The 23,606-nt window shown below is 43.1% G+C and carries 15 protein-coding genes; 10 read left to right on the forward strand and 5 right to left on the reverse strand.

The window, feature by feature from the left end; all coding sequences use genetic code 11:
• Nucleotides 1-373 precede the first annotated feature (373 nt).
• The 4 genes from ACM5QX_RS18615 (at nt 374) to ACM5QX_RS18630 (ending at nt 6,719) form a co-directional block, all read left to right on the forward strand.
• On the forward strand, nt 374-862 hold the full coding sequence (locus ACM5QX_RS18615; RefSeq protein WP_414754877.1) for a hypothetical protein: 489 nt from the start codon (nt 374-376) through the stop codon (nt 860-862).
• Nucleotides 863-900: 38 nt separating this feature from the next.
• Nucleotides 901-1,137 (forward strand): DUF6737 family protein, encoded by a 237-nt coding sequence (locus ACM5QX_RS18620; protein WP_011317125.1) that lies wholly within the window; start codon nt 901-903, stop codon nt 1,135-1,137.
• A 224-nt stretch (nt 1,138-1,361) separates the two neighbouring features.
• Nucleotides 1,362-6,251, forward strand: a complete 4,890-nt coding sequence (locus ACM5QX_RS18625) for a response regulator (protein ID WP_414754878.1) — start codon at nt 1,362-1,364, stop codon at nt 6,249-6,251.
• 84 nt (nt 6,252-6,335) lie between these two features.
• Nucleotides 6,336-6,719, forward strand: a complete 384-nt coding sequence (locus ACM5QX_RS18630; protein ID WP_041455909.1) for a response regulator — start codon at nt 6,336-6,338, stop codon at nt 6,717-6,719.
• Nucleotides 6,720-6,774: 55 nt separating this feature from the next.
• Here the strand turns inward: ACM5QX_RS18630 and ACM5QX_RS18635 are convergent, their stop codons facing one another.
• Entirely contained in the window at nt 6,775-12,921 is a 6,147-nt protein-coding gene (locus ACM5QX_RS18635; RefSeq protein ID WP_414754879.1) for a translocation/assembly module TamB domain-containing protein, read from the reverse strand.
• Nucleotides 12,922-13,257: 336 nt separating this feature from the next.
• Here ACM5QX_RS18635 and ACM5QX_RS18640 point away from each other — a divergent pair, with 336 nt between their 5' ends.
• The 4 genes from ACM5QX_RS18640 to ACM5QX_RS18655 all read left to right on the forward strand — a co-directional run bounded on the left by ACM5QX_RS18640 (nt 13,258) and on the right by ACM5QX_RS18655 (nt 18,061).
• Entirely contained in the window at nt 13,258-13,692 is a 435-nt protein-coding gene (locus tag ACM5QX_RS18640) for a DUF3110 domain-containing protein (protein ID WP_011317129.1), read from the forward strand.
• Nucleotides 13,693-13,783: 91 nt separating this feature from the next.
• Nucleotides 13,784-14,707 (forward strand): N-acetylmuramic acid 6-phosphate etherase, encoded by a 924-nt coding sequence (murQ, locus tag ACM5QX_RS18645; protein WP_414754880.1) that lies wholly within the window; start codon nt 13,784-13,786, stop codon nt 14,705-14,707.
• Between the two features lie 257 nt (nt 14,708-14,964).
• Nucleotides 14,965-16,770 (forward strand): molybdate ABC transporter permease subunit, encoded by a 1,806-nt coding sequence (gene modB / locus ACM5QX_RS18650; RefSeq protein ID WP_414754881.1) that lies wholly within the window; start codon nt 14,965-14,967, stop codon nt 16,768-16,770.
• A 97-nt stretch (nt 16,771-16,867) separates the two neighbouring features.
• On the forward strand, nt 16,868-18,061 hold the full coding sequence (locus tag ACM5QX_RS18655) for an MFS transporter (RefSeq protein ID WP_414754882.1): 1,194 nt from the start codon (nt 16,868-16,870) through the stop codon (nt 18,059-18,061).
• A 307-nt stretch (nt 18,062-18,368) separates the two neighbouring features.
• Here the strand turns inward: ACM5QX_RS18655 and ACM5QX_RS18660 are convergent, their stop codons facing one another.
• The 4 genes from ACM5QX_RS18660 to ACM5QX_RS18675 all read right to left on the reverse strand — a co-directional run bounded on the left by ACM5QX_RS18660 (nt 18,369) and on the right by ACM5QX_RS18675 (nt 21,196).
• Nucleotides 18,369-18,599 carry a hypothetical protein gene (locus ACM5QX_RS18660; protein ID WP_414754883.1) on the reverse strand — a complete coding sequence of 77 codons (231 nt, stop codon included), beginning with the start codon at nt 18,597-18,599 and terminating at the stop codon, nt 18,369-18,371.
• Nucleotides 18,600-18,698: 99 nt separating this feature from the next.
• Nucleotides 18,699-20,486 carry an aspartate--tRNA ligase gene (aspS, locus tag ACM5QX_RS18665; RefSeq protein ID WP_414754884.1) on the reverse strand — a complete coding sequence of 596 codons (1,788 nt, stop codon included), beginning with the start codon at nt 20,484-20,486 and terminating at the stop codon, nt 18,699-18,701.
• 243 nt (nt 20,487-20,729) lie between these two features.
• On the reverse strand, nt 20,730-20,960 hold the full coding sequence (locus ACM5QX_RS18670) for a type II toxin-antitoxin system HicB family antitoxin (protein WP_011317137.1): 231 nt from the start codon (nt 20,958-20,960) through the stop codon (nt 20,730-20,732).
• The gene (locus tag ACM5QX_RS18675) at nt 20,957-21,196 is read right to left on the reverse strand and encodes a type II toxin-antitoxin system HicA family toxin (RefSeq protein ID WP_414754885.1); all 240 of its coding nucleotides are present in this window, start codon (nt 21,194-21,196) and stop codon (nt 20,957-20,959) included. Before ACM5QX_RS18675 ends, ACM5QX_RS18670 begins: the two co-directional genes overlap by 4 nt.
• 20 nt (nt 21,197-21,216) lie before the next feature.
• Here ACM5QX_RS18675 and ACM5QX_RS18680 point away from each other — a divergent pair, with 20 nt between their 5' ends.
• Nucleotides 21,217-21,366 carry a hypothetical protein gene (locus ACM5QX_RS18680; RefSeq protein ID WP_414754886.1) on the forward strand — a complete coding sequence of 50 codons (150 nt, stop codon included), beginning with the start codon at nt 21,217-21,219 and terminating at the stop codon, nt 21,364-21,366.
• 77 nt (nt 21,367-21,443) lie between these two features.
• Entirely contained in the window at nt 21,444-23,600 is a 2,157-nt protein-coding gene (locus tag ACM5QX_RS18685; protein WP_414754887.1) for a pentapeptide repeat-containing protein, read from the forward strand.
• Nucleotides 23,601-23,606: the final 6 nt, after the last annotated feature.

Here is a 23,606-nt window from a genome sequence, read left to right on the forward strand (position 1 = left end):
TTGTGCAGCGTGTTGAATAAATAAGCCCTAGTCCCTTTATATACTAGTAGTTTTGACTAGTCATCTAGTATAACTCTGTAAAATAAAATCGCAAACAAGTAGTGGAAATGATACCAATTTTAATTATTTTGTTGATATATGAATGAACATTATAACTTAGTAGAATAAGCGCTCATCCAGGCATCTGTCATTTGATTTCTACAAATGGGTATTATCTAAGTCAGTCACACTTAAATAATATATTAGTGATAAATATTACATATCAGCCAAAACGCATAGTTATTTTCTGATCTTGTATTAAAATTTATTAATATAAATTCTCGATATCAACTCAAAAGCTGTAACTAGTACACACTTCATGAAGGAAAGCCGTATGAAAAGAATTATCTGGTATCCTCTGATGAGTGCTTTACTAATAGGAGTACATGGGCAAGGAATGTCTCCAGCAAGTGCAGGGAACACTCAAAGTACTGCCAAGCAAATTCACAAGGAACTAGTTCCAACACAATTGCTAGCTGGACTTCATAAAACTAATACTTTCAATGTCAGTCAGACTGCTAAAGAAATTGATGAAAAAACAGCTCGTAGCTTAGTCTGGAATCTTCCGCAGGTACAACGCAAAGCTAGAATAATTCAGAGACTATCAAGAGGAGCTATCAAGGTAGATGCGATCGTTGATGGTTTACCTACCCCTGATGATCCTTACTACAAAGTTCGCGTTTATGAAGACCAGCCAGACCATAATACAACCATTTATTGGTTTCGTGTGTCTAAAACTGGTGTAATAGAGGCTTTAGATGTTATAGAAAATCAGTATATCTCTTTAGAAGCATGGACACAGCAATTGAGACGAAGACGCTAATACTAAGTGAAAATTACAACTAGAACAAAATATAACTTATGTCTGAGCAAAAAACTCTGAATCCCTGGAATTATAAACCTTGGTGGTGTCAACCCTGGTCAATTTTACTGACGGGTTTAACCCTAATTGGTGGTAGCTGGTTACTGTTGAAAATTATCTGGGTCACTGTAATGGTTGCTATTCCTGTATTAGTTTGGATGGGATTTTTTTTGTTGATTTGGCCGCAACTAATGATTCGCAGTGGAGTTTTAGAATCTGCCGAGTTGGATTCTTAATACAACAGTATTGCCAAATCGAATTTTGGCAATTTACTACTGAATAATTTATTCCTAAAGATTGATAAATATTTATATTAATTAATTAAACTTAATCTTTATAAGAGTTATGAACTAAGATACTTTTAAGTACGAGAATTTTATTAATTTGGGTTTAATCCCAAAAGATTTTATTCCTAATCTATTAAGTCTATTCAATAATTAACGTTAGTAAACTTAATAATATGAAAATTTTAATTGTCGAGGATGACGAGTTAAACGCTTATGCGCTGACAGCCGTTCTCACGAATCAAAACTATGCAGTTGAAGTAGGATCTGATGGTATTACTGCTTGGGAATTAATCCAAACTTACGATTATGATTTGATTCTTTTAGATGTGATGCTACCCAGATTGGATGGGATTAGTCTTTGTCGGCAAATACGGTCAAGTGGTCGGCAGATGCCAATTTTATTATTAACCGGTTGTGATAGTAGCCACGAAAAGGCGATTGGGTTAGATGCAGGCGCAGATGATTATGTAGTTAAACCGTTTGATGAAGAAGAATTAGTGGCGCGTGTACGGGCTTTGTTACGTCGGGGAGGTACAACAGCGCAGCCGATTCTAGAATGGGGTAATTTGCAGCTTGACCCCAGTAGTTGTGAAGTCAGATACAATCAAAATTTACTATCACTAACTCCCAAGGAATATGCACTTTTGGAGTTATTTTTGCGTCACAGCCGCCGAGTGTTCAGCTGTAGCATGATTTTAGAACATATATGGTCTTATGAAGATACTCCAGGAGAAGAAGCGGTACGCACCCATATAAAGGGCTTGCGGATGAAGTTGCGTAACGCGGGAGCGCCTGGTGATTTAGTAGAAACAGTCTATGGAATTGGTTATCGCCTCAAAGCACAGGAAGAGGAACAAGGAAGTAAGGAAGAGGTAAAGCATTCTCAATCTACTTCAAAAGGCAAATCTCAGCAGCAAACACTGACTGCAATAGCTGGTATTTGGCAAAAGTTTTATGGGCGGGTAGATGAGCAAGTCAAGGTATTGGAACAAGCGGCGATGACCTCTAAGCGACCGGAAATCGTCGCCCTTACCCAAGAGACTTTAAACCCAGAATTACGCTCACAAGCAATACGAGAAGCCCACACACTAGCTGGTTCACTGGGGACTTTTGGTTTACCTGAAGGGTCAAAGTTAGCCAGGAAAATTGAGCAGCTATTGAAATCTGGTAAGAAATTAACGCCGACTGAGATTCAGAGTTTGCAAAATTGGGTCAAGTTATTAAGACAAGAGGTTGCAGCACATGAACCGCAAGCAGCATCACCAGAAACAACTTCAGAAGCTATCCTCCAGCTACAACCTCCTCAAGCAGAAGCAAAAGTCTTAGCAGTAGACGACGACCCGCAAATTCTCGCCATATTGCAAACATTACTTCATCCTTGGGGATTACAAGTAATTACCTTAGATGATCCGCGTCGATTTTGGGAAACCTTAGAACAGGTGAATCCAGACCTGTTAATTCTAGATGTGGAGATGCCTTATACCAATGGTATAGAACTATGCCAGGAGGTGAGAAATGATCCCCAATGGAGTGAATTGCCCATACTCTTCTTGACGGTTCACAAAGATGGGGAAATTGTCAATCAGGTATTTAGTGTCGGTGCTGACGACTTTGTTAGTAAACCCATCGTCGGGCCAGAGCTAGTAACACGAATTATCAATCGGTTAGAACGGGTGAAATTGCTACGTAGGGTGAGTGAGAGTAGGAGTATAGGGGAAAAAATGTCTCCCCCATCCCCTAGCTTCACAGATTGGCGCACTATTTTCAACGCTGAACCGGAATGTGTCATGATAGTGGCTACTGATGGTACTTTATTGGATATCAATCCAGCCGGCGTAGCAGCTATAGAAGCAGATAGTGCTGGTGCAGTGATTGGTAAGCGGGTGTATTCGTTGGTAGTTCCTGAATATCAGCAGGCGTTTTGCCAACTTAATGAAAGCGTTTGTCAAGGAGAACAGGGAACACTAGAATTTGAAATTATCACTTGTCGTGGTAACCGTCGTTGGATGGCGACTCACGCCGTACCCGTGCGAAATGAAACAGATGGTAATTTGGTGCAGTTGTCAATTACACGGGATGTCACCCAATACAAACAAGCAGAACTGGAAATTAAACGCATTAATCGCACCTTGCAAACTTTAAGTGACTGCAATCAATTAGTGATACGTACTCAAAATGAAAGTGAGTTATTGCAGAAAGTTTGCCAAATTTTAGTGGATGTTGGTAACTATCGATTGGCTTGGGTGGCTTTTGCAGAAAATGATGCGGAAAAAAGTATTCATCCGGTGGCTCAAGCAGGTTATGAACAAGGATATCTGCAATCTCTCAATCTGACTTGGGCAGATACAGTCCGGGGTCAAGGGCCGACAGGAACGGCAATTCGCACCGGAAAAACAGCCATTATTCAAAATATTTTGACTGATCCTAGATTTGAAATTTGGCGCTGTCAAGCTAGTAATCGGGGTTACGCATCGTCCATTTCTTTACCCTTAATGAATAATGGTCAAGCTTTTGGTGCCTTGAACATCTACGCTGCGGAAGCGAATGCTTTTGATAGTGATGAGGTGAAACTGTTAGAGGAACTGACAGCAGATGTGGCTTATGGCATAGTAGCATTACGCAATCGGCGCGATCGCCAAATTGCCGAAGCCGCACTACGAGAAAGTCAAGAACGTCTGGCTTTGACCCTAGAAGCAGTCAACTTAGGCATTTGGGACTGGAACATCACGACTAACCAAATTATCTGGTCTGAAGGTCACGCCCGATTATTTGGCATAGAATCAGAGAAATTTGACGGGACTTATGAAGCCTTTCAAGCTTGTATCTATCCTGAAGACAGGGGAGGCTTGGCAGAGGTAATCAATTCGGCTCGCCAGCAAAAAACTGACTACAGTCATGAATTTCGCATCATTTCGCCAGATGGTAATATTCACTGGATTGAAGGAACAGGCAAACTCTACTACAACGAAATGGGTGAAGCAGTGCGGATGTTGGGTATAGTCAGAGATATTACTTCCCGCAAGCAAATAGAAGCAACTCTGCAAAAAGTCAATAACGAACTGGAGTTGAGAGTAGCAGAACGAACTGCTGAGTTAGTCAACGTCAATCGACAATTGCAATCAGAACTCGACGAACGCCAGCGCGTAGAGGAAGCACTACGCATATCGCAAGTGCGGCTGGCACGCATTTTAGACATTGCTGATGATGCCATTATTTCTATTAACGGTAACCAACAAATCACTTTATTTAATCAAGGTGCAGAGAAAATTTTTGGCTACTCTGCCGAGGCAATTATCGGACAACGCCTAGATACACTTATACCCCAGCGTTTCACCCAGGCACATCGTCAGCACGTAGCTGATTTTGGACAGGCTCCCAACTTGGCACGGCGTATGGGAGAGCGGCGAGAGATATTTGGTCGTCGTCAAGATGGAACAGAGTTCCCGGCTGAGGCTTCTATCTCCAAATTTCAACTTGATGAAGAAGTATTTTATACAGTAATTTTAAGGGATGTTACAGAAAGAAAACAAATTGAACGGATGAAAGATGAGTTTGTTTCTGTTGTCAGTCATGAACTCCGCACCCCCTTAACTTCTATTCATGGTTCCTTAGGAATGCTAGCTAGTGGTTTATTACCAGCTAACTCAGAACAGGGAAAACGTTTGTTGGAAATTGCCACTGATAGTACAGAACGCCTAGTACGGTTGATTAACGACATATTAGATATAGAACGTATCGAATCTGGTAGGGTGAAAATGGAGAGAGAAAGTTGCAACCTTACCGACTTGATTGAGTCCGCAGTTAGTATTATGCGGCCTTTAGCTAATAAAGCTGGAGTGAAATTATCAGTTTCCCATCCATCAATTCAATTATGGGTTGATCCAGACCGGATTGTGCAGACATTAACTAATCTGTTGAGTAATGCGATTAAATTTTCGACGGCTGAGAAAACAGTATGGTTAGTAGCACAACAATATGGCGATGAACTATTGGTGACGGTGAAGGACAACGGACGCGGTATTCCTGCCGACAAACTTGATAGTATTTTTGAGCGGTTTCAACAGGTAGATTCTTCCGATTCACGCAACCATGACGGTACTGGTTTGGGTTTAGCTATCTGCCAAAGTATTGTACAGCAGCATGGCGGACGCATCTGGGCAGAAAGTGTCTTGAGTGAAGGTAGTAATTTTTACTTTACTTTACCAATTTTACCAATATCCCCAAATTCAGAACTTCCCGACTCTCTCACCCATTACCCCTTATCCCCAGAGGGGGACTTACCTTCCCCAATTCCCAGTACCCACTCCCCCCTAGTTTTAGTTTGTGACGATGATCCACTTATCCGCACAGAACTACAGTCACTCTTAGAACAAGGAGGATATCGAGTAGTCACGGTGGCTACTGGAAAAGAAGCGATCGCCTCAGCATCAACTCAACATCCAGATGTGATTGTACTAGACTTGCTCATGCCGGGGATGAATGGTTGGGAAACAATGGCTATGTTGAAGGAAAGTACAGAAACCAAACATATCCCGATTGTGATTTGCAGTGTCTACAAACCGACTACAAATAACCAACCCAGTAGTGATTTTGTGGATTGGATAAGTAAACCAGTCCAAGAAAGCTATCTGTTACATTCTCTCAGACAAGCGATCGCCAAATCTTCCCGCCGAGTCCGCATTCTTATTGTTGAAGATGATGCAGATTTAGCTGAGTTGTTTGTTACCTTGTTTGAAAGACATGATATTGAAACCTTCTCAGCCAAAACCGGACGGGAAGCCATCCACCTCAGCCAAGAAGTAAATCCTGATTTACTCATTCTTGATTTAATTTTGCCAGAAACCGACGGATTTGCTGTTGTAGATTGGCTACAGAAGCACCAGCGCCTATGTAATATCCCTGTAGTGGTTTACTCTGCTAAAGACTTGGATGAATCAGAACGTAAACGCCTCAAGCTAGGACATACAGAATTTTTAACCAAAGGCCGTGTCACAACCAAAGAGTTTGAACAACGAGTAATTGAACTACTTCAGCGAATTACGCCGACTAATGTTAGGGGTTAGGGATTGGGGATTGGGGATTGGGGATGAAGGGAGAATCACTTTTGACTATGGACTAATGACTAATGACTAATAACTAACTTAACTATGAACAACAAACGAATTTTAGTGGTCGATAACGAGCAGTATATTCAAGAAGTTGCCAAGATTTGCTTGGAAACAGTTGCAGGCTGGGAGGTTGTCACAGCCAGTTCAGGACAAGAAGGCATAAATAAAGCCGAGACTTACCAACCAGATGCAATTTTACTAGATGTGATGATGCCGGATATGGATGGTATCGCTACATTTGAGAAACTGCAAGCCAATTCCGTCACCCAAAAAATACCAGTAATCTTATTAACCGCCAAAATCCAAGCCTCTGACCGTCGCCGCTACTCCCAATTGGGGATGGTGAGTGCGATCGCCAAACCCTTCAATCCGCTAGAATTAGCTGGTCAAGTAGCCACCGCCCTTGGTTGGAATTTAGCCTGAACTACCAATATCAAGCCCAACTAATTACCAATTAACAATTCCCCATTCCCCATTCTCAAAACCTAGTTTGATACTCAATTACTGCACGACTATCATCTTCTAAATTAGTAGAAGCACGTATACGAAACTCATCATTGATACGGTAATTAAGACCCCACTGGAAAGGATCATTTGCCGTTAAAATTTTAATGCTAGAAATAGAGAACTTGTTAGAAATATCTACTCCCGCTTCAGCTGCCAATTCTATACTGGAACCCACTCTACTGCTATTACTATTACTAGCTTCTGGATTGTCAGAAATCACAGTGGGGAAAATTCGCAGTTCACTTAAACCAAAAGCAGTACCAATTTGATTAAAAGCAGATTGAAAGTTACCGAAAACGGCTGACCCGGCGATGTTAATTAAACCTAAGGTACTGTCACCACGTCCTTGAGTATCGACAAATCCACCACCTAAAAGGGCGACTAATTCAGTTTCACTGCGTGAGGGGCTACTTCTTAATTCTAAGGTTTCATTCAGTCTGCTGGCTGGGCCTTTAATATTGGCTTCAACTCTCACAGTTTCTAAAGCACCTAACCCGACGGAATTAATTCTGTTTAAGTCACTGTTCTGCACCACCTCTAGCACTTTAGCCAGTAGTTGAATATCTAAATCGGGATCACGGGGTTGATTAGCTCTAAAGGTAGCGGTGTGTTCGTAACCACGAGTCAGGTTAAACTGAGTTGTAAATAAATTCACGCCACCTTTTCTTAAGCGAATAGTGCCTACAGGTATGGGATCAGCTAAAGAACCGTTAACTTTTAGATTTCCTGTAGCAGCGAAGCTGAGAAGGGGAGGACGGGCAATTTCTACGTCCTTACCTAACTCCAGTTCTAAATTATTGAAACTCGTGTTGGCACTGCTAGTTATGGGTGTATCTTGTTTGTTAAACTTCGTCAGTGATATGGCAGAAACATTATTTGCAGGTTGGTTAGTATCACTAGATTCTGCTAATAATATTTGACCGTTATACAAATCTACCTTACCACCGATTCTAGGGTTGAGGGCAGAACCAGTAACTTGAATATTTCCGCTAGCACCGCCTTGATACAAGCCTTTGAGATTCAATCTTAGCTGCTCAAGGTTGACAGTTAGAGGATTCTCGATAGTGACACTACTGTTGTCGAATACAGGAATTGCTCCAGATGCTTGTACTTGTCCGCGACTAAATCTGCCTTCCAGACTTTCTACTAAAATTTGGTCAAAATTAAACCGGACTCTACCTGTAACACCTCTGACTTTTCCTGGTAAAGCTTGAGCCGCAAAAGTAGCATCTTGGATAGTAGCAATACCCTCAACTATGGGCTGTTCTCTGGTTCCACTTACCTTCAAGTCTATTTGACCCTGACCTTTTTCAAAAGCTACCTGATTACTTAATAGATTTAATAGTGCCAATCCTTCATTTTCAACTTTGACATCCAAACTGATTTGATTGTTATCAGGAGCGACTGAGGCAAAAGGTAACTGATAAGGTATGCTACCTGAAATATTTACCGGTTGTGGCCCAGCAATAGCTACGGTACTACCAAAATTTAAGCGACCATTGGCATAACTAAAACTAGCTGTGGCTGATTCGACAGGTTTTTGGTTGAGTGTACTATCAGTGATTTGCCATTCTCCTCTGGCTTGAGGGTTAGCAATACTGCCAGCTAAAGCGGCTGTCCCACTGAGATTTCCCGTCACCCCGACTGGGAGATTGACGAAGTTATTGAGTAAATGAATAGGAAAGTTATTTACGCGCAATTGTCCAGATTGTTCGTTCCCGCCTATATTACCTGTGAAGGCTAACAAACTATTCTCGGACTCAATACGCACTGGTCGCAACTGCAAAACCCCATCAGCAAAACTACCTTCAGCAATGATATTATCGGCACGATAAAAACGATTGGGTTCTGTTTCCTTACCCCAGACAAAGTTTTGACCATTCAAATTGAACTGTACGGCTAAACCATTGGCAGTGGCAGTGTCTACAGCCACTTCTCCGTTAAAAGTTCCTTGCAAATCTGCTAGGTTTGGTATGGGTGAAGCATTACGTTGTTCTTCTTGTTTGGCGACGATCGCATCAATTTCGTAAAAGCGCTTGATTTGGTCGAATAAAGACTGATCTGGCAAACCTTGGGCGTAGGTTTTGAGGTCAGAGGCGCTACCGTAGTTGGGTTGTTCTCCATTACGCTGGAAATCTTGTAAATCAAAGATTTGTGCTACTGTCAGCACATCTTGGATGTTACCTTGAGTGACGTTCAGCTTGCCTTGGACGCGGGGGCCTTTGGGGGTCAGCCCAAAATTACCAGCTAAGGCGTAACGACTGTTGCCTTTAATAAATTGGCTACTGGTGAGGGTGGCTGTACCATCACTGTAACGGAATTGGGCTGTGAGACGATCGCCTTTAATTCTGCCAATTTCGGGATTAGCGATCGCCAAATTAACGTTAGTCGCAAATGTACGTTGGTTAAACTGCACATCCCCTGTTACTGTCCCGGCTACTTTACCAGCACCTAAACGCAGACTTGGGGGTGGTGACAAGTTGAAAAGTGTTAGGGGGAAGTTGGCAACTTTTACAGCCCAATCATTGCCTTTAACTTGACCGGAGGCTAAGGCTTGTTGCCATTGTACTAGGAAAGATTGGGGGCGATTATTACTGTCTAAACTCAGGGCGAGGCGATCGCTATTCCCGGCTAAATTTAAATTCAATCCTTGTCCAGATTGAATCCTACCTGTTAATAAGGGTTCAAAAGCAATATTTTGGACTACTAAATCCTTTAAGCTGAGTTGCCCGTTGACATTGGGCAAAGGCAATTTACCTGTAACTTTACCGTTAAAATCTGCCCTTCCTGTGACAGCTACTTGATTTGGTAAGGTGACTGGTAACTGTTGTAGATTAAAGTCCTGGGCTTGGACGTTGAGATTGAGGGCGGTAATTTCTGGTATGCCTGGTTTAGTGGCATTGGCTAAGATATCACCACTAACATTTAAACCGGGGGCTGTAGCTTGTTGAATTGTTAACCTTTCACCATTCCAGGCGATCACAGCATTCAGGGGACGCTCAACACCAGGAATGCCTTGAGTTAATTGTACCTGACCCGCAGCACTGACATCCGCTAACCGCGTCGAACCCAAGTTACCTGCTAGTTGCAACTGACCAGCAAGTTGACCCCGCAACTGTTGATTAAAACGATGTAACTGCACCCCAGTCGCCGCCACTACAGTCTGATAACGACCTTTAGCTAGTTGGATATTCGCCGCATTAATCGTACCCCCTCCCGCTACTTGTAGTTGTGCTTGACCACTGGCTTGGATGCTTTGGGGACTGAAAGATGCAGCAGATCCAGCAACATTAAATTGCCCGTTCAAATTACCTTGTAACTGGGGCGGTACAGCAGCTAAACGTTGTATAGGGACGTTATTGGCTTGGACTTGCGCCTGATAGTTACCATTTGTAACTCGGATGTTAGAGGCTGTGATGGTGCCATTGCCAACATTTAACTGTGCTTGACCACTGGCTTGGATAGATTGGGAAGTAAAAGATGCAACAGAACCAGCCAGATTTAATTGCCCGTTCAAATTACCTTGAAACTGAGGCGGTACGGCGGCTAAACGTTGTACGGGGACATTATTGGCTTGGACTTGTGCCTGATATCTACCATTGGCTAATTGAATGTTAGAGGCGGTAATTGTGCCATTGCCGACATTTAAGCGCCCTTGACCACTGGCTTGAATAGATTGGGGATTGAAGGGTGCAACGGAACCAGCAACATTAAATTGTCCAGTTAAATTACCTTGAAACTTTGGTGGTACGGCGGCTAAACGTTGTACAGGGACATTATTGGCTTGGACTTGCGCTTGATATCTACCGTTAGCTAATTGAATGTTGGAGGAGGTAATCGTACCATTGCCAACATTTAACCGTGCTTGACCACTGGCTTGGATAGATTGGGGGCTGAAGGACTCAGCAGAACCAGTAACAGCAAATTTCCCGGTCAGATTACCTTGAAACTGGGGTGGTAAGGTTGCCAGGCGTTGCACAGGGACGTTACTGGCTTGGACTTGCGCCTGATATACACCGTTAGCTAATTGAATATTCCCGGCCGTAACTGTTCCTCTACCTACACTAAGGCGGGCATCACCTGTAGCTTGTAAGGTTTTGAGGCTGAAGTTTTCTCTGTTACCAGCGACTTGGAATGTCCCAGCCAAAGGATTAGCTAAAGCTGGCGGCGCATTTTTCAGGATGCGTGCTAGGCGGACATTATTCGCCACCAGTTTGGCAGCAAAAGCTTGGTCTTGCAGTTGAATGTTAGAGACTGTAACTGTCCCGCCACCAATTTGTACCCCTGCCCCTTCTGTACGAATGCTGGCAATTTGAAAGGGTGTAGCAGTACCAGCCAGAATTAAACGACCGTTAAATTGCGCCCCTGCTAAGGAGACATTTTTTAGTTGATTCTGGTTGACAAATGGTGCCAAATTCACCCCATTAGCTTGAGCTACAGCCTGCCAACGTTCATTAGCAAAATTGCCATAACCCCGCACTGTGCCACCCGCAACCCTCACAGCCACATTGCGAAAGTTAATGTTACGGTTAGCGCCGATAATCACTTCCCCAGTGGCGGGATAGACTGCCTGCGGTGCGGCAAAGTTTACAGAAGTCCTGACATTGGTGGGCGTACCTGTGACTTGAGCAGTAGCCGATACAGTACCAATTTGAAATGGCGTATTGGCATTGTATAGTTTGGCGATCGCATCTCCGGCTACATTCCTGGCAATGAAATTCAGATTCAGTTGGGCATTTTCCCCAACTAAGATTCTGCCACCACCAGTAATTGTGCCGCCTGTTGTGGTCTTGCCTTGGACATCTGCCAAACTAACTAAGCCGTCGTTGGGCGAAAACTCAAACTTACTACTAATACTTTGAAAATTAACTTTATCGATGCGGGCAGTATTGATAGTCTTAACTGTACCTGAAAGAATAGGCTGATTAGCAGCCCCCACCACCTGCAAATCGGCTTGTAATTGTCCAGCCACAGGTACAGGCAATTTTAATTTGAGTGTGTTTTGGGCATTGGCTACACTGACTGAGTTAACACGCCCTGCTAGCTTATAGCCTACTTTGGTGTCGATGGTTCCCGCCGCCACTAGAGGTATGCTGCCATAGTTAGCCACGACATTTTCTAATTTTACTTCTGTGCCTTGGAAGTAAGCATTAGCTTGGGTATTTGTCAATACTTGCGGTGCGCGAGGAATTTGGACTGTCACCTTTTGCAAATCAGCACTGCCATATAGTAAAGGGGTTTGTCCTGGTAATAATTCAACTCGCAAATCACCATTAACTTTACCGGCTTCTAGACCCACTGGTAACTTTACCAAGCGACTAACATCCGCCGCCAGTAATTCTTGTCCTCGCACTTGAATATTCGCCGCAGTCGTCTTAGGACGTACTTCGCCCTCCATCTCCACACTGCCCCCGCTATCAGATATACCTTTAGCTGAGAACTTAATTAGCTGGTTGTTTTCCAGTATTTGAGCCTTTCCATTGAGTTGCGAAAATTCTAATGGAGGCAGGAGGCAGGGGGGCTGGGGGCAGGAGGCAGAGGGATATAAAGAAGATGAAGGGGGCGTGGTTTTAGCTGCACCTACTGCCAAATTTCTCACCTGTGGTAGCAGCGACAACTTACCATTGCGGAAATTAATATGATCTAAATCTGTTTTAATCGCTCCTGCTGCACCTGGTGGCGCTATGGTCGTAGTAATCCAGCGTCCTTGGTTATCCTGTTCGATGTAAACATCAGGATTAACTAAAGTCACATTTAGTTTTAACTGGCGATTAAAAACTAACAGCAGTGGATTAAAACCCACTTCCACCGCATCCACTGTTAATTTATCCGGGTCTGTAGGCGTAGCAGGAATGGACGAAGCCGCAAACTGTACTCCAGTTAAGGAAAAATTAGTGACTTTTCCCAGTTGTACGGGACGGTTAAGAGTTGTAGTCAGACTTTCTTGGGCTAACGGTGTTAATTCCTTCTGTACGAAAGTCCATAAACGCCAAACACCTCCCATCAAACCCACAATTAAAAGTCCACCTACTGCCATACCGCCACGACTCAAAATCAGCAACCATAGACTCCTACGTGAGGTTTGTGGGCTTTGATTTTGCTTGGGAGGGTTATTCATGGTATGAGTTTACTTTTATTTGCTGGAGGTGGTTGACGCACTGCAAGCATTATTTGGCATTTGCGTTTACTATGCCAATACCAGGATACAAATCAATTGGGACTTTTGACATTCGGATCAACTCGGTGAGTGAAATTGACTAGGGACTGTTGACTGGTGAATCAAAATTTTTGCTCTTTGCTACCCTACTTTTTCATCTCCCATATCCTCAATGCGGGAAAATAAACCATTAATATTGTCAGTCAAATCTGAATTAAAGTGAAAATATTGCTGTGACTTTCCCAGGTACACGGTCTAGAACTTTAATTAATCAATAGGCCTCGGAACATATAATAGATGATTACGCCAATGCGGGTTTTTGTTTTAATTTTCAACGCTAATACGGAAAATGAGGGGATTCATACCGTTCGTGTGGGCGATCGCAATAAAATTCTCATGTTTGAATCCCAAGATGATGCTGTCCGTTTTGCCCTCATGTTGGAAGCGCAGGATTTCCCCACTCCCACAGTAGAAGGAATTGATGCGGAGGATGTTAAGGAATTTTGCGCCAGTGCTAATTATGATTGGGAATTAATCCCAGAAAATAGCGACCTCGTAATTCCCCCAGATATTAACGTGGAAGAAACTGACTGGCAACCTGATGGTCAGTATGATGACGAGGATACTGAGGACGAAATTTTTGAGTCTGACCTAGTACCACCGGCTCAAGATTCGGAGTTTTCTGAGACTGAGTTGGAAAATATTCGTCGCAAATTGGAAGGATTGTTGTAACTTAGTCGTTTAGTCATGAGAGACGTTTCATGCAACGTCTGTACATGAAGATTTTGGACTAAGTTACATAATGGCAGGGGAAATCACATACATGGCAAATTTGCAGGAACGTGGGCATTTATTGACGGAACAAGTCAATCCTCTGAGTCAGAACTTAGATCAACTCAGTTCTCTGGAATTGGTGGAGTTGTTTAATAGTGAAGACCTCAAGACTGTGGAGGCGGTGGCTGCGGCTAAAGTCCAGATTGCGACAGCAATTGAGCAAACAGCCGATCGCCTGCGTCAGGGAGGACGCTTGTTTTATGTTGGTGCTGGAACCAGTGGTAGGTTAGGCGTGTTAGATGCGGCTGAGTGTCCACCAACTTTTTGTACCCCCCCAGAGTTGGTACAGGGAATTATTGCTGGTGGTGCTGGTGCATTGGTACGCAGTTCGGAAGATTTAGAAGACCGGGCGGAAGATGGAGACGCAGCGATCGCTCAACGTCATATTACCCAGTTAGATGTTGTTGTTGGTATTACGGCTGGTGGGACAACGCCTTTTGTCCAAGGTGCAATTAACTCTGCTCGTCAACGGGGAGCCTTGACAATTTTCATCGCTTGTGTTCCTGCTGAACAAGTGAGTTTTACAGCCGATATTGATATTCGCTTGTTAACAGGGCCAGAAATATTGGCTGGTTCCACACGTCTCAAAGCCGGTACAGTTACCAAGCTCACTTTAAATATCCTCTCGACTGGGGTGATGGTCAAGCTGGGCAAAGTTTACGGTAATCGTATGGTGGATGTAGCAGTCACAAATCAGAAGTTACGCGATCGCGCTTTGCGAATTTTGGAAGACCTCACCGGGTTAAGTCGGGAAGCGGCTGGTTTTTTATTAGAACGTAGTGGTAAATGGGTAAAACTGGCGCTGGTGATGCACTGGACTGGTTTGGATAAAGACGCAGGCGATCGGCTCTTATCAGCACATCAAGGAAATCTGAGGGAAGCTGTTGCTAGTTATAAAAATCAGGGTAATTAGTTAGTGGTTAGTTGTCAGTGGTCAGTTGTCAATAGTCAATAGTCAATAGTCAAAAGTCTTGCAATGTTGACTATTGACCATTGACTTTTAAGTATATTCGGTAATTTGTTGTCATCTACCAACCTTTTGCGTAAAAAGTTGGTAGATTATTATTTGAAGCCAGAAGAGGAATCTTAATTACTACAAGATTTGTTGCTAATTCATAAAACTCTGAGCGCAAAGTAATTACAAATTACGAACTCTACACATATATCACCATGCCACTGGATTTGTCGCCGCTTTGGATATCACTCAAAACGTCCTTACTTGCCACATTTATCACCTTCTTTTTAGGAATTGCTGCTGCTTATTGGATGTTGAGTTATCGCGGTAAAGGCAAATCTTTGATTGAAGGTATCTTTGTCGCTCCCTTGATTTTACCCCCTACGGTTGTCGGCTTTCTGCTACTGCTGTTTTTCGGGAAAAACGGCCCTATGGGGAAACTGATGGGGCTTTTTGACTTCAGTATAGTTTTTACATGGTATGGGGCGGCGATCGCTGCGACAATTGTCTCTTTTCCTCTCATGTATAAAACCTCACTGGGAGCCTTTGCCCAGATTGACGGTAATTTGCTGCGGGTAGCGAGAACCTTGGGGGCTAGTGAATCTACTATCTTTTGGCGTATCAGTTTACCTTTGGCATTCCCTGGGATTGTAGCCGCGACAATGCTATCTTTTGCCCGTGCTTTGGGTGAATTTGGTGCAACGTTAATGTTGGCTGGGAATATCCCCGGACAAACGCAAACAATCCCAATGGCAATTTATTTTGCAGTGGGAGCGGGGGCGACCAATGAGGCTTGGTTTTGGGCAATTATGATTATGGTGATTTCCCTATCGGGGATTCTTGCTGTTAACTTCTGGCAAGAGGTGAGGGAAAAGAAGGGACGAGGGGGACAAGTAAAACAGACAAAAGCACAAGGGAGTGAGGTAGTTTTGTTGTCTGCGCCTGCTTCTCAAGTGGAACTGTTGGTAGATATAGAAAAACATCTGCCCAGTTTTCATCTAAAAGTTGCTTTCACCACCGATGAACAACCTTTGGGTTTGTTGGGAGGTTCAGGTGCAGGTAAGAGTATGATTCTGCGGTGTATTGCGGGGATTGAAACACCAACCAGGGGACGGATAGTTTTGAATGGTAGGGTATTATTTGATTCCGAACAGGGGATTAATTTGCCTAGCCGCGATCGCCGCATTGGTTTTTTAGTCCAGAATTATGCCCTGTTTCCCCACATGACAGTGGCGCAAAATATTGGCTTTGGCTTACCCAAAAGACTCTCAGACAACAGCATACGGGTGCAGGTGGAAGAACAACTCATCGCCATGCAGTTGCAAGGATTAGGCGATCGCTATCCCCACCAACTTTCGGGAGGACAACAACAACGGGTAGCCTTAGCTAGGGCTTTAGCCAGTCAACCAGAAGCTTTGCTGTTAGATGAACCATTTTCAGCCCTTGATACCCACCTACGGAGTCAATTAGAACAGCAAATGATGGAAACCCTCACAGACTACCAAGGTGTATCTTTATTTGTCACCCATAACATGGAAGAAGCTTACCGCATTTGCCCCAATCTCTTGGTATTGGAGGACGGTAGCCCAGTACATTATGGTTCTAAATATGAGATTTTTGAACGTCCCGCTACTGTCAGTGTGGCTCAAATCACTGGCTGTAAAAACTTCTCCAGCGCTATTGTTGAATCAGGGCAACAAATAGAAGCGATCGATTGGGGTTGTCATCTCAAAGTTATTGCACCAATTCCCAACGAATTATCTCACATTGGTATCCGCGCCCATCAAATCACCTTTACCAATGACCCCAACCAAGAAAACACCTTCCCCTGCTGGCTAGTACGAACAAGTGAAACACCCCATCGCATCACATTATTTTTAAAACTCCATTCCCCAGCCAACAGCCCACAAGATTATCATCTCCAAGCAGAAGTCTTCAAAGAAAAATGGCTAAATATCAAAGAAAAACCATTTCCTTGGTATGTGCATTTAGATCCACTCCGCTTAATTCTCATGAATTAAATTTAAAAGCATAAACAATCTAATTTTGCAGTTCATCAACAACTGTTTTTTGTAATTCGGTGTTTCAATATGGAAGCCGTAAATTACAAAGAATGGTATGCCACAGAAATCAGCCGCGTTGAGGTTTGTCATCTTATTAGGTTTCGTGAGCCTTTGCGCCGATGCGACCTATGAAGGGGCGCGCAGTATCACAGGGGCTTATTTACAGGTTTTAGGTGCTAGCGGCACTGTGGTAGGCTTGGTAGCTGGTTTTGGTGAGTTAATTGGCTATGGCTTGCGGTTAGTGATTGGTTATCTCAGCGACCAGTCACGGAAATATTGGGGAATTACAACCTTAGGTTACATCCTCAACACTGCCGTTGTACCATTGTTAGCCTTGACCGGAAGATGGGAAGCAGCCGCAGGTTTGATGATGGCTGAACGTACTGGTAAAGCCGTGCGTACTCCCCCACGAGATGCGCTGCTTTCCCACGGCGCGAGTCAAATTGGCAGAGGCTTTGGCTTTGGTTTACATGAAGCAATGGATCAGACCGGTGCAGTTATGGGGCCTTTGGCTGTGGCTGCAATGGTCTATTTCCAGGGAGAGTATCGTCACGCCTTTACAATTTTGATTGTACCTGCGGTCTTGGGATTGGTGGTGTTATTAGTATTACAATTTCTCTATCCCAACCCCAGTGATTTTGAAGAGGAAACAGAGGAACAGAAACAACAAGAAGGATTACCCCGCATATTTTGGATTTATCTAGGTGCAGTAGCTGTTATTGCCGCCGGATATGCAGATTTTCCCCTAATTGCCTTCCATTTTCAAAAATCAGGCATTGCTACAGGGGAGACCATACCTCTGTTTTACGCCTTAGCAATGGGTGTAGATGCGATCGCTGCTTTAATATTTGGCTACGTATTTGACCGACTAGGCATTTCTATCTTAATTATCGCGGCTTTTATCTCATGTTTATTTGCCCCACTGGTATTTTTAGGCGATACCAATCTGGCACTTTTAGGTATAGCATTTTGGGGTATAGGCATGGGAGCGCAAGAATCCATTTTAAAAGCGGCGATCGCCGGTATGGTTCCCAAACATAAACGCGCCACCGCCTACGGCATTTTCAGCACTGGCTACGGTCTATCCTGGTTCTTAGGCAGCGCTCTCATGGGGATTCTATACGACCATTCCATCACTACATTGATCGTCTTCTCCTCTGCAACCCAGCTTTTAGCAATTCCCTTTTTCACCTGGGTGAAACTAAAAGTCGATGATTCCCCTAAGACAATCACAAATCAAGCGTCTTGAGGATTGGGGACTGGGGATTGAGTTAAAAATCCCTACACCCTTACACCCCTATTCCCACTTGAGATCAAGAGTAAAATTGCTCATAGTCATCATGACTACCAATCCAAAACCATGTCACAGTGTCACCATCTAACACACCAAGCGCGCGATAATTTCGATTCACTCTGACAGACCAAATTCCTTCCTCACTGTTAATACATTTGAAATGGATTTTCTGCCCAAAGTCGATAAGCTTTCCGCGCACTCAGCCTAACTTCATCATTTAACCGTCGATACGCAGCCCAAAACGATCGCAACGTGGCTGATTTCATAGTTGGTCATAGTCCATCGGGGAGGCTTCTCCCTGAGCGATTTCTTCTCTAGCACGACGAGCCGCAGCAACCAGATTGACTTGTGTCTTCTGAAACGATTGTTCCCATCGTGCTTCATCTTGTAGATCGCTAATATACTCTCGAAGATGTTCCGCAACTTGCGCCTGAATCTCTACGGGTAGAGACTCCATCATTTTGATAACTGTTGTAATTGCGGTGGATGACATTGCATAACTCCAACTTTCAAACTCTTACCCTCCGCGAACCTCTGCGTTAAAAATAAGATACCCGCATTCTCAAAAATCCAGGTATCTTATTTCTCATCCCTAAGACTTCGGCTTATAAGTCGAAGCAACGTGTAATTCCTTCAACTGCTTGACATCTACACCAGAAGGTGCATCTGTCAACAAACAACGTGCTTGCTGTGTCTTCGGAAAAGCAATAACATCTCGAATCGATTCTTCCCCAGCAAACAACATCACCAACCTGTCTAAACCGTAAGCAATACCACCGTGTGGCGGTGTACCATATTCAAACGCCTCCAACAGGAAACCGAATTTATTTTGGGCTTCTTCGGGAGATAAACCGATGGTTTCAAATACCTGTTCTTGGACTTCCCGTTGATAAATCCGCCGACTACCGCCACCGACTTCAAAACCGTTGAATACTAAATCATAGGCTTGAGCGCGGGCTGTTTTTAAGTCGTGTAAATCATCGGGGTGGGGTGCGGTAAATGGGTGGTGTAGTGCTTCTAGGCGTTTCTCATCTGCATTCCACTCAAACATGGGGAAATCGACAACCCAGAGCAAGTTAATTTTATCTGGATCAATTAAACCAAATTCTTTGGCGATCGCCTGCCGCAATCTATCCAAGGTTTTATTTACGGTAGCCGCATCACCAGCACCAAACAGTAACAAATGTCCGGGTTTTGCACCTGTGCGCTTCAAGATTTCCTGTTTCTGCTCTTCTGAAAGGTTATCTTTAATGGCACCTATAGTGTCAATTTCCCCGTCTTCCCGCACCCGAATATAAGCCAAACCTTTTGCACCGGCTTCGCTGGCTTCTCTAAATAAATCCCCACCCGGTTTAATCCGCACGTTAGAGATTTGCTCATTACCGTTGGGAATTGGCAGAATTTTGACAATACCACCATTGGCGACAGCATCCCGAAAGACTTTGAAACCAGAGTCTTTCATCACATCGGAAACATTAACTAGTTGTAAATCGTAGCGGGTATCTGGTTTATCACAACCGTAACGTTCCATTGCTTCAGCGTAGGTGAGGCGGGGGAACGGAAGCGGTAACTCAACACCCTTAACGGTTTTGAAGATATAACTAACTAACTTTTCGTTCAGTTCGATAATTTCTTCCTCAGACATGAAACTCATTTCCATGTCCAACTGGGTAAATTCTGGCTGTCTGTCGGCGCGTAAGTCCTCATCGCGGAAGCATCGCGCAATTTGATAGTATCTATCCATGCCCGATACCATGAGGATCTGTTTAAATAGCTGTGGTGATTGGGGTAAAGCAAACCATTCCCCTGGATTGACGCGGCTAGGTAGGACATAATCCCGCGCGCCTTCGGGGGTGGAACGGGTGAGAATAGGAGTTTCCACTTCGATGAAACCTTCTACGTCTTCCAAATAACGACGCATTGCTTTCACCACTTGATGACGTAGTTGTATGTTACGCGCCATGCGATCGCGCCGCAAGTCTAAGTAACGATATTTCAGCCGCAAGTCTTCCCTAACTGTCTCAGTGTCGGCGGTAGAAACTTGGAATGGTAACTGTTTGCGCACCCCATTGAGTAGTTCAATCTTATCAGCGTAGATTTCCACTTCCCCGGTCGGGATGCGGCTATTTAGTGATTCTTCTGGACGTTGTGTTACCCTGCCAGTAATTTCCACAACATATTCGTTACGTAGAGAGTTAGCCAGTTCGTAGGAATCTGGGGTGCGTTGAGGATCGCTGACTACTTGGACAATGCCAGAGCGATCGCGTAAATCCAAGAATATCACGCCCCCATGATCGCGGCGACGGTCTACCCATCCATATAAGGTAACAGTTTCTCCAATATCCTTTTGTCGGAGTTCGCCGCAATAGTGAGTTCGCATAGTTGTTAATCTGTTCTTCCGGGCTAGATTTGCTAGTGAATGCCAAAGCCTTCCCATTATCTAGCATCAATCGTATCTAATTGAAGAACAGTTGGCATAATCTCATTGTGCGACATCCCGCCAGACTAGGTACAGACGCGACAAAATAGCCATCAGAGTCCCGTTCCATAACCACGTTAAATTCTCTTGTCATCTCGAAATTATTGTTTAATAGGGCAACTTAATTTTAAATGATGCCCAAATCTACGCTACTTTTAATGGCTTTTCCGGTAAAGCAATAGGTTCAGGTAAAGCTTTGCCCTGTTCTTGATACCATTCAATCAGTGATTCAATTACTTCTTGACCGTGTTTAGCCGCTTCTTCGTAAGTTTTGCCGTGGGTGTGATATTGTTGCCAGGGAAATTCTGGGAGGTGGACTAAATAGCTGTTATCTTCATCTGACCATTGAATGACCATACTGTAGCGATAATTCATGCTTCATCCTCGTCATGTTTGCTAGATTGCTTTTGCAGTTCTTCTAATCTATTCAAAACTTTCTTTATTTGTTTTTCCAGGTATTTTGGTGCATCGTCTCCATCCTTACCTGCAATGGTAACGGGTTCATCAAGTATAAGTGGATGAGTCCAGAATGTATGACTACCTTTTGCAGGACGGTAATTAAAACCTGCTTTCTGTAATATCGCTTTTAGCTCTCGAATTTTCTGAGGCATTAATCTTTACTTTCAAGTATTTGGGTCAAACGGAAGCAGTTAAATTAACGTTTGGTAAAAATTATAGAGCTACTAAACGGTTTGATGCGATCGCCCCTGGCTTTGCTACATCATCCCTTTCAAAAGCTGACCATATAGTCGTTTGCAATCCAGTATTACTGCCAAAATAGAGATATTTTGACGAAATAAGGAGAATTGCACAGTAAACTTGTATAAAATTTCAGTAATAACCCTTAGTGACGCAGTTATGCCGCTAGACTATTCCGGTCAAAATTTGCGAGGTCGTTCATTTAAAGCTCAAGACTTGACTGGGGCTAATTTTAGTAAGGCAGATATTCGCGGAGCTAATTTTACTAAAGCTATTCTCAAGGGGGCTAATTTTGTAGGCGCGAAAGCTGGATTACAAAATTTTTGGGTAATTGGTTGGATAGTAGGTTTATTTATTTTTGCATTTGGATCATTATTTGTCTGTGCTTCAACTAACGCTAGTACTTGGTGGTATTTGGGTAACGAAGCATTTCAATATAATGCTTTTATTTTCGGTATAGCAATGAGCGTGCTATTATCAATTTTTATCTTAATAACTATTTGGAGAGGTCTGATCTCTTCTTTAGTAATCACTATCTTGTTCTTGATGGTTTTGGTGTTTTCATCTGCCGTTACTTCTGTTTTAGCTTTAGAGGAATATAAGATATTTCGTCGATGGATGCAAGCTATAATTTTCGCTGCACTTGTGGCAATAACCATACCTGCAATAGTAGCCTTAAACTTAGTATTAGTTAAAAAAATAAACAAGAATTTTACTAGCACTATCATATTAGCTTTCTTATCCGGTGGAATAACTGGCTCCATAACCAGAATTTTGACACGAAACGGATGGAAATATTTATATTCTGAGCCTATACAGTCTTGGAACTGGGCTTGGGTAGATTTTATTTGGTCTTGGTCTTGGTCTTACATTTTGGTAATCTTAGGTAGCTATATAGGACGCCGTGCTTTAATAGAAAACGATAAGCAGAATTTTATTTCATCAATTGCCATTGCCTTCGCTGCAACAGGCGGGACAAGTTTTTTCGATGCTGATTTAACCGATGCTGACTTTAGTGGTGCGACTCTCAAAAACACAAACTTTAGAAAGGCAAATCTAACCCGTACTCGTTTTTATGAAGCCAAAAAACTCGACCTTGCCAGAGTAAACGACTCAATATTAGCTAAACGAGATATTCTCAATTTGTTGGTGAGTTGCAATGGTAGAAATAAATCATATATTGGCGCGAATCTCAAAGGTGCAAACCTCATAGGTGCAGATTTAACAGAATCTAATCTTAAAGATACTGATATTACTGGAGCTACCTTTCAAGGTGCTTGTTTAGAGTTTGCCAACTTGACTTTATCTCAAGCTGTAAGCACTGATTTCACTAGCGCTCAAATGACTGGCGCTTGTATAGAAGCTTGGAATATTGAAAGTACAACAAAATTAGACAATGTTGATTGTCGCTTTATCTATCTCCTGGAATATCCCCAGCCTGGAACCGACAATAGAGAACGCCGTCCCAGTAGTGGCGACTTTCAGCCAGGAGAATTTACCAAACTATTTGCCGAAGTTCTCAACACAGTCGATTTGATTTTCCGCAACGGTATAGACTGGAAAGCTTTTGTTAACGCTTTTCAAACAGTGCAGCAACAAAATCAAGACACAGAATTAGCCCTACAAAGTATTGAAAATAAAGGTGATGGCTTTGTTGTGGTTAAAGTCGGTGTACCTGTTGATGCTGATAAAGAAAAGATTCACCATGATTTCATGCAGAATTATCAATTAGCATTGCAAGCTGTAGAAGAAAAATATAAAGCCCAATTGCAAGCTAAAGATAATGAAATAGTCATCTATCGCCAACAAAGTGCAGAGATGAAAGAGATTATTGGCTTGTTAGCTAATAAGCCGATTAATGTTCAAATTGATAATAAAGTAGAAACTAAAGCCATGACTAACAGTAATGATTCCAGCCGTAATATTAACATTGGCAATATTGGTGGAGATTTTAATGCTAGTGGGCAAGCTTTGAATTTAGGTGAAATTAGTGGTACAGTGACGAACACCATTAATCAGTTACCAGCTGCACCAGAACCAGATAAACCTGGAATCAAGGAATTATTGACGCAGTTGCAAGCAGCGATTGAGTCAGAAAAAGACTTAGCTCAAGAAGATAAAGCGGAAGCCTTAGAGCAAGTACAAGCATTAGCGAAAGCTGGGAAAAATCCCCAAGAAGAACCAAAACAAAAAGCCGCAAAAACTGCACTCAAAATTTTGAAAGGTACAATTACTGGTTTACCAGCTACAGCAACCTTAGCAGAGGCTGTTAGTAAACTATTACCTTTAATTTCTAAGTTTTTGGGTTTAGGGTAAAAAACT

The organism is Anabaena sp. CCY 9910 (assembly GCF_963920875.1).
Lineage (GTDB): Bacteria > Cyanobacteriota > Cyanobacteriia > Cyanobacteriales > Nostocaceae > Trichormus > Trichormus variabilis.